Consider the following 12119-nt stretch of genomic DNA (forward strand, 5'->3'; position numbering starts at 1 on the left):
CCACCCTCGTATCCGATCGGCGAGAACCACGCCGAGCCTCGGTGGCAGCACTCGGGCGTTCCCCTCCCGGCCGGCTCAGCCCCGGGCGATGTCCGCGAACCGGCTGTAGTGCAGCTGGTGGGCCACGGTGATCGTCGCCGTGGGCCCGTTGCGGTGCTTGGCCAGGATGAGGTCAGCCTCGCCCGCGCGGGGATCGTCACGCTCGAAGGCGTCGGGGCGGCTGATGAGCATGACCATGTCGGCGTCCTGCTCCAGCGACCCCGACTCACGCAGGTCGGAGAGCATCGGCTTCTTGTCGGTGCGCTGCTCCGGACCACGGTTCAGCTGGCTGATCGCGACCAGCGGCACCTCGAGCTCCTTGGCCAGCAGCTTGAGCTGCCGGGAGAACTCCGAGACCTCCTGCTGGCGGCTCTCGACCTTCTTGCCCGAGGTCATCAGCTGCATGTAGTCGAGGATGATCAGCTTCAGGTCGTGGCGCTGCTTGAGCCGCCGCGCCTTCGCCCGGATCTCCATGATCGTCATGTTCGGCGAGTCGTCGATGAACAACGGCGCCTCGGAGATCTCGCTCATCCGCCGGGCCAGCCGGGTCCAGTCGTCGTCGGTCATCGAGCCGGAGCGCATGTCGGCCAGCCGGATCTTCGCCTCGGCCGACAGCAGGCGCATGACGATCTCGGTGCGCCCCATTTCCAGAGAAAAGAATGCCGAAGTCAATCCGTGTTTGATGCTCGCCGAGCGAGCGAAATCCATTCCCAGAGTCGATTTCCCGATTCCAGGTCTGGCGGCGACGATGACCATCTGCCCGGCGTGCAGACCGTTCGTCACCTCGTCCAGATCGGCGAATCCGGTCGGCACCCCGAACGAGACCCCGCCCCGCGACGCGATGGCGTCGATCTCGTCCATCGTCGGCTGCAGGATGTCCTCGAGGGCCACGTAGTCCTCGGTGACCCGCCGGTCGGTCACCTCGTAGACCGCGGCCTGCGCGCGGTCGACGATGTCGTCGGTGTCCGCGCCCTCGCCGCCGTGATACCCGAGCTGCACGATCCGCGTGCCCGCCTCGACGAGCCGGCGCAGGATCGCCCGGTCGGCCACGATCTCGGCGTAGTACGCGGCGTTCGCCGCCGTGGGCACCGCCGCGATGAGCGTGTGCAGGTACGGCGCCCCGCCGACGCGCAGCAGCTCGCCGCGGCGCTCGAGCTCCGCGGACACCGTCACCGGGTCCGCCGGCTCGCCGCGCCCGTAGAGATCGAGCACGCACTCGTAGACCGTCTGATGTGCGGGCCGGTAGAAGTCGTCCGGCTTGAGCATCTCGACGACGTCGGCGATCGCGTCCTTGCTCAGCAGGATGGCGCCGAGCACCGACTGTTCGGCGGTGATGTCCTGCGGCGGCTGCCGATCGAACTCCGGGCGCGAGCCCTCGGAACCGGATCCGGCGGAGCGGGGGCCGCCGTCACGGCCGCCTGCCCCCCGCTCGTCGAGCACCGCCACGGACTGCTCCTCCCCATCGCCGTGGACGCCCGGGCCGCCCCCGGCACGTCCGGCCTGCCCCCTTCTACCGCGAGGCACCGACACCGCCGCCGACCGCGCGAGCACGGCCCGGGACGAGGTGTCCGACGCACGCTAGGTCGGGGTCGTCCCGGCGGGCCAGGCGGTGCTGTTGATGTCCCTGTTGATGGCCTGGGGACGGATCCGGGAGCACAGGCTCCCCAGGTGGGCACACCTGGGGACAACCTGTTGGCAACCGCTCCTGATCAGGCGTCGTCGCAGGTCACACGACTGTGCATCCTGTGGACAACAAGTGGATCGGCATGTCGGCGAACACTGCCGCCCGGCGTGTCGCATCACGGCCACGACGCGCGGAGACGACCGGCCGCCGTCGGGCGCCGGACGGCCGGGTGACGACCGGGCGACCATCCGGCGCCCCGGGTGGGCGACGGCCCGTGCTGTCCACAGCCCGCCCACCCACGCACTCACCGATGCTCCATACGACCCCGGACACACCTCGGGCCCCGGACCGCGCGTGGCGGTCCGGGGCCCGAGGTGAGGACGGTGAGGCGCTCAGACGCCCTGGACGTCCAGCGGGAGCTCGACGGCGACGTCCGGGTGCAGCCGGACGGTCACCTGGTGGGCACCGGTGGTCTTGATGTGGCCCTTGGTGTCGACCAGGCGCTTGTCGAGGTTCGGCCCGCCCGAGGTCCGGACCGCGCCGACGATGTCGGCCGGCGACACGGAGCCGAAGAGCTTGCCGCCCTGGCCCGCGGACTTCGCGGTGACGGTCACGGTGCCGACGCCCTGGAGCTCGCCCGCGATCTCCTTGGCGTGGTCGAGGTCCCGGATCCGCTTGCCCTCCTGGGTGCGGCGGATCGTCTCGACCTGCTTCATCGCGCCGCGGGTGGCGACGATGGCCAGCCCGCGGGGCAGCAGGAAGTTGCGGCCGTAGCCGTCCTTGACGTCGACCAGGTCGCCGGGGCCACCGAGGTTGGCGACGTCGGCGGTGAGGATGAGCTTCATCGCGTGGGTCCCCTTCCTCAGCGCGCGGTCGACGTGTAGGGCAGCAGCGCCATCTCACGCGAGTTCTTCACGGCGACGGCGACGTCCCGCTGGTGCTGCGAGCAGTTGCCCGAGACCCGGCGGGCGCGGATCTTGCCGCGGTCCGAGATGTACTTGCGGAGGAGGTTGGTGTCCTTGTAGTCGATGATCTGGTTCTTGTCCTTGCAGAACGCGCAGACCTTCTTCTTGGGCTTGCGCACCGGCGGCTTCGCCATGGTGTTTCTATCTCCTAGCCGAAATTCTGGGGATGTCGAGAGAGATCAGAAGGGAGGCTCGTCGTCGTAACCGCCGCCGCCGGAACCGGATCCGGACGATCCCGCGACGGGCGCCGAGGCCCACGGGTCGTCGCCGCCGGACTGGCCGCCGCCGTAACCACCACCGCCGCCGCCTCCGTAGCCACCGCCGCCGCCCCCGTTCGGGGCGCCGCCGTAGCCACCACCACCGCCGCCGCCTCCGCGGCTGGCCTTGGTGACCGACGCGGTGGCGTAGCGCAGCGAAGGGCCGACCTCGTCGACCTCGAGCTCGATGACGGTCCGCTTCTCACCCTCGCGGGTCTCGAACGAGCGCTGCTTGAGCCGTCCCTGCACGATGACCCGCGCACCACGGGTCAGGGTCTCGGCGACGTTCTCCGCCGCCTGACGCCAGATGTTGCAGCGCAGGAACAGGGCCTCGCCGTCCTTCCACTCGCCGCTCTGGCGGTCGAAGGTGCGGGGGGTCGACGCGACGGTGAAGTTCGCGACGGCAGCACCGGACGGCGTGAACCGCAGCTCCGGGTCGGCGGTGAGGTTGCCGACCACGGTGATGACGGTGTCGCCGGCCATCAGGCAGCGCCGGCCTTGCCCCGCCGCGCGACGGCGGCCGGGTCACGACGCATGACCTTGGTGCGCAGCACCGACTCGTTCAGCGCGAGCTGGCGGTCCATCTCCTTGATGGTGGCCGGCTCGCAGTTGACGTCGAGGACCGCGTAGATGCCCTCGGCGTTCTTCTCGATCTCGTAGGCGAGCCGACGACGTCCCCAGACGTCGACGTTCTCGACGGTCCCGCCGTCCTTGCGGATGACGTTGAGGAACGTCTCCAGCGAAGGCTGCACGGTGCGCTCGTCGAGACTCGGCTCGAGGATCACGACCATTTCGTAGTGGCGCACGAGTACCACTCACCTCCCATGGGCTGGCGGCCACGGACGGTCCGTGACAGGAGGGTTCTCGGTCGTCCCAGCGTACGTGGTACGCCACGGACGACGACGGGCGGGCCGGGTCCGGCCGGGTCGGCCGGACCCGACCCGCCCGGGTCGGTCCACATCGGGTGACCCCCTCGGGGGTCGGACGCTTCTCAGCGCGTGGTGGTTCCCATCAGCTCGGTGTCCTCGTGCTCGTCCCGCGCGGCCGGGAAGCCCAGGGCGGGCGACTCGGGCGCCGGGGAGCGGACCTCGGTGAGGGCGTCCATCGAGATGGCGTCGTAGGCCTCGTCGTCCTCCGGGGCCTCGTCGACCGGGGCCTCGTCCACCGGGGCGGACGTGGCGGAGGCGGACGTGGCGCGGCGCAGCACCATCGACCGGACGACGAAGGCCGCGACGCCGGCGAGCGCGAGCACGGCGAGCATCACCGGGACGCCCATGCCCTTGGACATGCCGTCGACGGGGAGGGCCTGGACCTGGCTGGCCGTGGTGACCGCGCTGGCCGGGTCGTAGCCGAGGTAGGCCGGGGCGCCGGCCTTGAGGCCCGGGAACGCCGACCCGAAGAGCTGGCCCGCGTCGTAGCTCGAGGCCAGGCCCGAGGGCGCCGACGACGGCGCCGCGGCACCGAGGAACGACGAGGGCAGCGTGTTGAACGACGGCGCGAAGGCCGGCGCCGAGGCCGCGAGCGCGGTGGGCGAGAGGGCCGTCGGAGCGACCGGCGCGATGGGCGCGGACTGCGGGGCGGCCGCGGCGGGGGCGGGGGCCTGCGCGGCGGGCGCCGGGGACGCGGGCGCCGGACCACCGAGCGCGGTGCGGGAGCCCTTCTCGACGGCGCCCGCGACCGGGGCGAGCTGGGGAGCGGCGGCGGCGACCCGCGTCGTCACCGGCTGGACCAGCTGCACCTGCACCTGGCACAGCGAGCCGGCGATCGTCTGCGTGATCGACTGGAACGGCCCGGCGGCGCTGCCGATCGGGACGTTGAACGGGAGGCCGAGCAGCGGCTTCACCTGGACGGTGTCGCCCGGCTGGGCCGCGACCGTCGTGCCGCACGCCGCGGGGACGACCTGCCCTCCGGCGGTGGGCGTCGGCGCGGCGGACGCCACTCCCGCCCCGAACAGCAGCGAACCGGTGATGACACCCCCGGCCGCCGCGACGGACACCAGGCGCGAGAACCGCGTACCCATGCAGGACCCCTTATGTGGAACGACGTCTGCGGTTCCCGGCCCCGGAGCACGAGGCCCGGGCCCCACGCGGCGGGGGCAGGCATCGGCGTCGTCGGACGGGCTCCGACGACCGGCTCAACGAGGCACTGCTCCGGAGGTGACGCACGGATCACCGGTCCGTCACGGGCGGGCCACGCGCCGTGCCCGCCGCACTGGGCCGCGAGGGCTCAGGTTCGACCGGATCGGGTGGCCGTACCGGCCGGCACCCGGGGGAGATCCTCCCGGCGGTCACGGCGCCAGCGGGCGAACCAGGCGGCGTCGGACGCCCCGTCGAGCACTCCGCCGTCGGGATCGGCGCCGATCACGGGCATCCCCGGGCGCCCGGAGCGGGCACGGACCGGGTCGAGCTCCGGACGGAGCACGCTGCGCACGATCAGGACGGCGATGGCCACGACCGCCAGGTCGCGCAGCAGGACGGCCCCGTAGAACCACGGCGCGGGCAGGCCCTTGTTCGAGGTCCCGAGGTAGTAGTACATCCGCGGCACCCACACGAACGCGTCGACCGCCATCCACGCCAGCAGCGGTCGCCACCGCGGGTAGGCGAGCACGGCAAGCGGGATGAGCCAGAGCGAGTACTGCGGGCTCCAGACCTTGTTGGTCAGCAGGAACGCCGCGACCACCAGGAACGTGATCGACGCGAGCCGCGGCCGGACCGGCGCCCGACGGACCAGCTCCGCGACCCCGGCACAGCACGCCACGAAGGCGACCGCCGTGACGGCGTTGAGCACGCTCGGGGTCTGGCCGGACGCGAGCGGGCCGTCGAACCCGGCCCAGCCGGTGAGCCCGGAGACGATGTTGTAGATCGAGTCGGGATCGGCACCCCGGGTGGAGTTGAGCCGGAAGAACTCCCACCAGCCGGCGGGCGCGATGACGGCGATCGGGACGTTGACCACGGCCCACGTCGCGAGCCCGGTGGCCGTCACCGCCCACCAACTTCGCAACCGCCCGGCCCGCAGGCACAGCAGCAGCAGCGGGAAGAGCAGGAAGAGCGGATAGAGCTTCGCCGCCGCGCCGAGCCCGAGCAGCACCCCGGCGAGCCCGGGTCGTCGTCGGGACCAGGCGAGCATCCCGAGGGTCGCGCCGGCGACGGCGAGGGTGTCGAAGTTGGTGAATGCGTGGACGGCCACGAGCGGGGAGGTCGCCGCGATCGCCGCGTCCCAGGGCCGGCCCGGTCTCAGCCGGACCATCGCCCAGACCGTCCCGAGCCACGCGAGCGCCAGCCAGAACGCGGAGAGGTCGAAGTAGACGACGACGGCCAGGCCGCCCGGCAGCAGGCCCGCGCCGGCGAGGCCGAGCCAGCCCGCGGCGAGCCGCGCGTTCATCCACTGGAAGAACCCGGTGAGCACCGGGTACTCCATGTACCGCACCTGCTGGGAGCCGTCGTCGCGCTGCTCGGTCCAGCTCGTCACGTAGGGGACGCCGCCGGAGTCGAGCCGCTCCGCGGTGTAGAGCGGCACCGTGTCCGAGTAGCACATCGCGACGTACTGCCGGTTGTCCCGCCAGTCCAGCTGGGTCTGGCCGTTGTCGTCGACGTACTGCTGCAGGCACGGCGACTTCGCGAACCAGGCCAGCGCCAGCACGATCGTCGCGAGCAGCAGGACCACCCGCAGCGGGGTGAAGAACCGGGCCCGCCCGACGACGGCGTGGGCCCCCACCGGGCCCCCGGTGGCGGCGCTGGCGGCGCGGACGAACGGGTCCTCGTGAGCGGGCAGCACCCGGGACGAGGCGTCGAGCGACGCCGGGTCGTGGGTGCGGCTGCGCTCCGGTGCGGCCTCGGAGGTCAACGGTGCCCGGCGCGCGACTCAGAAGCCGTTGGGGAACAGGTCGCGATTGCCGTCGCCCCCGTTGCCGCCGTTGCCGTTGCCACCGTTGCCGTTCCCGTTGTTGCCGTTCCCGTTTCCGTTGCCGTTGTTCCCGTTGCCGTTCCCGTTGTTGTCCTGGCCGTCGTTGTTGCCGTTGTTGTTCTGGCCGTCGTTGTTGCCGTTGTTCTGGCCGTTGTTCTGGTTGTTCTGGCCGTTCTGGTTGTTCTGCCCGTTGCCGGTGGTGGTGCAGACACCGTTGACGCAGACCTGACCCTGACCGTTCGGGTTGTTCGGGTCCGGGGTCGGGGTGGCCGGGGCGGGCGGCGCGGGCGGTGCGCCGATGGCCTCGAAGTCGGAGAACTGCTGGGCCGGCTCGTTGCGCAGCGCCTGGTTCATGAACCGCTGCCAGAGCTGGCCGGGGACGCCGCGACCGTAGATCGGCGCGCCCTGCTTGGTCTTGATCGGCGAGTTGTCGTCGGTACCGACCCACACCGCCGTCGAGAGCTGCGGGGTGTAGCCGACCGTCCAGGCGTCGTTGTTCTGGCCCTTCTGCGCCGACTGCACGGTGCCGGTCTTCGAGGCCACCGGACGCCCGCCGGCGAGCGGGATCTGGGAGTGCGAGGCCACGTCGAGCATCGACTCCGTGACGTTGCGGGCGAGCTGCTGGCTCATCCGCTGCTCGGGCGCCGTGACGCCGCCGTCGTAGAGGATGCGGCCGTCCGAGGTCGTCACCCGGGTGACCATGTGCGGGCGGTGGTAGACGCCGTCGGCGGCGAAGGTCGAGTAGGCCGACGCCATGTCGCCCGGACGGACCTCCTTGTCGCCGATCGCGATACCGCCGGTGGGCTTGTCCAGCGGCGCACTGATCCCGGCCTGGTGCGCGGCGTCGGCGACCTTCTGCGGGCCGACCTGGATGCCCAGCTGGTAGAAGACCGTGTTGATCGAGAGCGTCATCGCGGTCTTCAGGTCGCAGTTCGGGCAGCTCTCGCCGTCCGAGTTCTCGACCCTCGTGCCGGCGATGGTCTGCGGGGTGCCGCCGTCGAACTGGGTCCCGAGACCGATCGGCGGTTGGCGCTCGAGCCCGGCGAGCAGCACGAACGGCTTGAACGACGACCCGGGCTGGCGCACGGTCTGCGCGTAGTCGAAGCCCGATCCGTCGTTGCCGCCGTAGTAGGCGAGGACGGCTCCGGAGCGGGGGTCCTCCGAGACCAGGGCGGTCCGCAGGTTCGTCGGCTGCCCGTCGAGGGTCTTCGACGCGGTGTCGGCCGCCTGCTGCTGGAGCTTGGGATCGACGGTGGTCTCGACCTTGAGCCCCTCCTGGTTCACCTGCTGCTCGGTGATCCCGTAGGAGGCGAGCTCGTTCTTCACGGCCGCGACGATGTGCCCGCGGTCGTTGTCCGGGATGCCGGTCTTGCGCGCCGACGGCGGCAGCACGTTCGGGAACACCGCCGCCTTCCGGTCGGCCGGTGAGAGCCACTTCTGGTCGACCATGCCGTCGAGCACGTAGTTCCAGCGCTGCTCGGAGCCGGCCCGGTCCACCGCGGGATCCCACTTCGACGGCGACTGGATCAGGCCCGCCAGCACGGCGCCCTCGGCTGGGCTCAGCGTGTTCACGTCCCGGCCGTAGTAGGCCTGGGACGCCGCCTGGATGCCGTACGCGCCGCGGCCGAAGTAGATCGTGTTCAGGTAGTTCTCGAGGATCTGCTCCTTCGACTCCTCCTGATTGATCTTCGCCGCGATCACGACCTCGCGGTACTTGCGCGAGTAGGAGTGCTCGTCGCCGACCAGCACGTTCTTGACGTACTGCTGGGTGATCGTCGAGCCACCGCCGGAGCCGCCCTGGGCCTGGTTCCAGGCCGCGCGGGCGATGCCGATCGGGTCGAAGCCGTAGTTCGTGTAGAAGCTGCGGTCCTCGGCCGAGGCGACGGCGTGCTGCACCCACGGCGGGACCTGGGAGAGCGGCACCTTGATCCGGTTCCCCTGGGCCTGCGCGAGGCTCGCCATCGTCGAGCCGTCGGAGTAGTCGATCGTCGCGACCTGGTTGTTGGTCGCGTCGTCGGGCGAGGGGATGCGGAACACGATCCAGCCGATCGCGAAGGCCACGATCGGCCCGATGATCGCGAGGCCGAGCACGACGTAGCCGATGCGCCGGCCGCGGCGCCAGCGCCGCTGGCTCGGGGTGAGGCCGGCGAGCTTCGCCTGGCGCTTGCTCAGCGGCTCGCCGTCGTCCCCGGTGCCGTTGCCGCGGCCGCCGTTGCCGCGGTCCGGCGGGTCGTCGGTCGGGCGGGTCCGGCCGGGTGCGGCGGAGTTCGGGACGACCTCGGTGGCGACGGTCGGCGCGGTGCCGGGGCGGGAGCCGCCGGCGGTGCGGGTCGCGGTCGAGGTGGTCGCGCCGGCGGCGGCGTACGAGCGCCCGCCGTCGTGGGTCAGGAGGCGCGGTTCCTGCCGTTCGGCCCCCCACGTGTCCTGACGCTCGGGACCGCGGGGCTCGGGCGCCCGGGTGTCCGGCGCGGGGCCGACCCGGGTGGCGTTCGGACCGGCGGCCCGCGGTGGCTGCCCGTTGGGGGGCTGGCCGTTGGGGGCGTGCCCGTTCGGGGGCTGGCCGTTCGGGCCGTGGCCGCTCGGGGGCTGGCCGTTCGGTGGCGGGGGCGGCGGCCCGGGCGGGCCCTGACCACGGGGCCCCGGGGCCGGCGGGCCCTGCGGTGGCGGGCTGCCCTGCGGGGGACGGCCGTTCGGGGCCTGACCGTTGCGCTCGCCGGGCGGGACGTTGGTCCAGCCCGGGGGCAGGTTCCTCGGCGGCGCCGGCGGGGGAGGGGATCCCCCCTGCCGGGGCGGAGCGGCGGCGCCGCTGACGGGACGACGGTCCGTTCGACGGTCGTCGGTCACGTGGCGCCTCCCAGGGACTGCACGGTCGGCAACGGATCCGGCCCCGTCACGCCCCCGCCGGCGTCAGGGCGAGGCCGTTCGACGCCGACGGCGGCCGCCACCCGAGGTGTCGTCCGCTCCCAAGACGTAGGACTGTACGAGGTGGTTCCAACGGCACGTGCGGCAGACCTCCACCACGTGCACGGTGAACTCGCCGGCCGCGTCGTCCAGTCGAGCGATCTCGTCGCCCGAACGGGCGGAACCGGACACCGGGCCGAGCCGCTCACCGAAGACCCACGACACGTTGACCACCTCGTCGCGGCGGCAGAGCGGGCACGGCGTCGTCGTCGGGACACCGTGATAGGTGGCGGCCTGGAGCAGGTACGCCCCGGCGTCGCAGGCGTCCTCACCGGAGATGCGCCCCGCGGCCACGTCGGCGAGATGCGCGCGACGACGCAACGCGTAGTCGACGACCTGGCGGGGGGTTCGCACGCGCCTCAGCGTAGCCAGCGTCGCCCGACGGTGCGCTGCCGTCGTGTGACGAGATCCTCGCACTCCACGTCGATGTATCGGCGCGATATGGTGGGACGAGAGGTTGCTCGTACGGGGTGGCCGGTCGCGCGGACGTGCGGACGTTCCGGGAGGGGAGGCGCGGTGCTCGAGCTCGCGGTCCTCGGCCTCCTGCACGAGGCACCGATGCACGGCTACGAGCTGCGCAAACAGCTCCACGCCCGGCTCGGATCGCTGCGCGCGTTCTCGTGGGGCTCGGTGTATCCGACCCTGCGCCGCCTCCAGCGGGCCGGGCTCATCGCGGAGCGGGACCCGGAGTCCGCCGCGGCGGGCGCCGTCCGCCCGACCTGGGGCCGCCGTGGCCGGCGGGTGTACGAGATCACCGCGGAAGGGAAAGATCGACTCGACGAACTGCTCGCCGAGGCCGGTCCGCAGGCCTGTGACGACGAGAGCTTCGGCGTGCACCTGGCCTTCTTCTCCCGGACCCCCGCGGAGGTGCGCATGCGCATCCTCGAAGGCAGGAGACGGCGCGTCGAGGAGCGGCGCGACGGCCTCCGCACGACCATGACCAGAGCCGGTGAGCAGATCGACCGCTACACCCGCGAGCTGCACCGGATCGGCCTCGACACGACCGAGCGCGAGGTCCGGTGGCTCAACGAGCTCATCGACCACGAGCGCTCGCTGGGCCAGGCCGCCACGCCCGAGCACAGACCGGAGCACCCCGACCGACCCGTGGGTCCGTCGGGCTGAGCGGCCCGGCCGCCGGAGCGGACGTCGACGTCCAGCCCGGTACCCCTGCACCCCATCCACCGCGCAGGACGACACCTGCACGTCAGACACGCCCCGACACCGACCGTCGACCGGGGCACGAAGAGCGAAGGAGACCATCCATGGGTCAGGTCCGAGTGGCCGTCGTCGGCGTGGGCAACTGCGCCGCATCGCTGGTCCAGGGCGTCACGTACTACGCCGACGCCGACCCGGCCACCCGTGTGCCCGGGCTCATGCACGTCGACTTCGGCGGCTACCACGTGCGCGACCTCGAGTTCGTGGCCGCGTTCGACGTGGACGCCAAGAAGGTCGGGCGTGACCTCGCCGAGGCCATCACCGCCAGCGAGAACAACACGATCAAGATCGCCGACGTCGCGCCGACCGGCGTCACGGTGCAGCGCGGGCACACCCTCGACGGGCTGGGCCGCTACTACCGCGAGATCATCACCGAGGCCGACGAGGAGCCGGTCGACATGGTCGCGGCGCTGCGCGAGTCGCGCGCCGACGTGCTCGTCTCCTACCTGCCCGTGGGCAGCGAGGACGCCGACAAGTACTACGCCCAGTGCGCGCTCGACGCCGGCGTCGCGTTCGTCAACGCGCTCCCGGTGTTCATCGCCTCCGACCCGGAGTGGGCGGCGAAGTTCACCGAGGCCGGCGTGCCGATCGTCGGCGACGACATCAAGTCCCAGGTCGGCGCCACGATCACCCACCGCGTCCTCGCGAAGCTGTTCGAGGACCGCGGCGTGCAGCTCGACCGCACGATGCAGCTGAACGTCGGCGGCAACATGGACTTCCAGAACATGCTCGAGCGCGAGCGCCTGGAGTCGAAGAAGACCTCGAAGACCCAGTCGGTGACCTCGCAGGTCGACCGCGACATGGGCAAGGGCAACGTCCACATCGGGCCGTCGGACTACGTGCCGTGGCTCGACGACCGCAAGTGGGCCTACGTCCGCCTCGAGGGCCGCGCGTTCGGGGACGTGCCGCTGTCGCTGGAGTACAAGCTCGAGGTCTGGGACTCCCCGAACTCGGCCGGGATCATCATCGACGCGGTGCGCGCGGCGAAGATCGCGAAGGACCGGGGGATCGGCGGCCCGCTGCTCAGTGCCTCGTCGTACTTCATGAAGTCGCCGCCCGAGCAGTACCGGGACTCGGTGGCGTACGACCGGGTCGAGTCGTTCATCCGCGGCGAGGACTGAGCCCCTCCGTCCCGCACGAGGGGAACCTTCGTGC

The 12119-nt window shown here is 72.0% G+C and carries 11 protein-coding genes; 2 read left to right on the forward strand and 9 right to left on the reverse strand.

Going from position 1 to position 12119, the window contains the following annotated elements:
• Positions 1 to 75: 75 nt before the first annotated feature.
• From dnaB to LQ327_RS06825, 9 genes are all read right to left on the reverse strand, one after another.
• Complete coding sequence (gene dnaB / locus LQ327_RS06785) at positions 76 to 1485, reverse strand: replicative DNA helicase (protein WP_372460649.1); 1410 nt, start codon at positions 1483 to 1485, stop codon at positions 76 to 78.
• Between the two features lie 570 nt (positions 1486 to 2055).
• The gene (rplI, locus tag LQ327_RS06790; RefSeq protein WP_230730743.1) at positions 2056 to 2508 is read right to left on the reverse strand and encodes a 50S ribosomal protein L9; all 453 of its coding nucleotides are present in this window, start codon (positions 2506 to 2508) and stop codon (positions 2056 to 2058) included.
• Between the two features lie 17 nt (positions 2509 to 2525).
• Positions 2526 to 2762 (reverse strand): 30S ribosomal protein S18, encoded by a 237-nt coding sequence (rpsR, locus tag LQ327_RS06795; protein ID WP_230730744.1) that lies wholly within the window; start codon positions 2760 to 2762, stop codon positions 2526 to 2528.
• Between the two features lie 45 nt (positions 2763 to 2807).
• Positions 2808 to 3368, reverse strand: a complete 561-nt coding sequence (locus LQ327_RS06800) for a single-stranded DNA-binding protein (protein WP_230730745.1) — start codon at positions 3366 to 3368, stop codon at positions 2808 to 2810.
• Positions 3368 to 3700 carry a 30S ribosomal protein S6 gene (gene rpsF / locus LQ327_RS06805; RefSeq protein ID WP_230730746.1) on the reverse strand — a complete coding sequence of 111 codons (333 nt, stop codon included), beginning with the start codon at positions 3698 to 3700 and terminating at the stop codon, positions 3368 to 3370. Before rpsF ends, LQ327_RS06800 begins: the two co-directional genes overlap by 1 nt.
• A 176-nt stretch (positions 3701 to 3876) precedes the next feature.
• Positions 3877 to 4905, reverse strand: a complete 1029-nt coding sequence (locus LQ327_RS06810) for a hypothetical protein (protein ID WP_230730747.1) — start codon at positions 4903 to 4905, stop codon at positions 3877 to 3879.
• 206 nt (positions 4906 to 5111) lie between these two features.
• Positions 5112 to 6728 carry a glycosyltransferase family 87 protein gene (locus LQ327_RS06815; RefSeq protein ID WP_230730748.1) on the reverse strand — a complete coding sequence of 539 codons (1617 nt, stop codon included), beginning with the start codon at positions 6726 to 6728 and terminating at the stop codon, positions 5112 to 5114.
• 18 nt (positions 6729 to 6746) lie between these two features.
• Positions 6747 to 9632 carry a transglycosylase domain-containing protein gene (locus LQ327_RS06820; protein ID WP_230730749.1) on the reverse strand — a complete coding sequence of 962 codons (2886 nt, stop codon included), beginning with the start codon at positions 9630 to 9632 and terminating at the stop codon, positions 6747 to 6749.
• Between the two features lie 63 nt (positions 9633 to 9695).
• Positions 9696 to 10103, reverse strand: coding sequence for a DUF5318 family protein (locus LQ327_RS06825; protein ID WP_230730750.1), 408 nt, complete (start codon positions 10101 to 10103; stop codon positions 9696 to 9698).
• Between the two features lie 162 nt (positions 10104 to 10265).
• Between LQ327_RS06825 and LQ327_RS06830 the strand changes: the two genes are divergently transcribed.
• Both LQ327_RS06830 and LQ327_RS06835 read left to right on the forward strand, forming a co-directional pair.
• On the forward strand, positions 10266 to 10871 hold the full coding sequence (locus LQ327_RS06830) for a PadR family transcriptional regulator (RefSeq protein WP_230730751.1): 606 nt from the start codon (positions 10266 to 10268) through the stop codon (positions 10869 to 10871).
• Positions 10872 to 11011: 140 nt separating this feature from the next.
• The gene (locus tag LQ327_RS06835) at positions 11012 to 12085 is read left to right on the forward strand and encodes an inositol-3-phosphate synthase (RefSeq protein ID WP_230730753.1); all 1074 of its coding nucleotides are present in this window, start codon (positions 11012 to 11014) and stop codon (positions 12083 to 12085) included.
• Positions 12086 to 12119: the final 34 nt, after the last annotated feature.

This window comes from Actinomycetospora endophytica (genome assembly GCF_021026375.1).
GTDB classification, from domain to species: Bacteria; Actinomycetota; Actinomycetes; order Mycobacteriales; family Pseudonocardiaceae; genus Actinomycetospora; species Actinomycetospora endophytica.

Bases quoted from the DNA above. Each gene is read 5' to 3' on its own strand.
- LQ327_RS06800 (WP_230730745.1), bottom strand. From the start codon at position 3,368: ATGGCCGGCGACACCGTCATCACCGTGGTCGGCAACCTCACCGCCGAC.
- LQ327_RS06810 (WP_230730747.1), bottom strand. From the start codon at position 4,905: ATGGGTACGCGGTTCTCGCGCCTGGTGTCCGTCGCGGCGGCCGGGGGT.
- LQ327_RS06835 (WP_230730753.1), top strand. From the start codon at position 11,012: ATGGGTCAGGTCCGAGTGGCCGTCGTCGGCGTGGGCAACTGCGCCGCA.
- rplI (WP_230730743.1), bottom strand. From the start codon at position 2,508: ATGAAGCTCATCCTCACCGCCGACGTCGCCAACCTCGGTGGCCCCGGC.
- rpsR (WP_230730744.1), bottom strand. From the start codon at position 2,762: ATGGCGAAGCCGCCGGTGCGCAAGCCCAAGAAGAAGGTCTGCGCGTTC.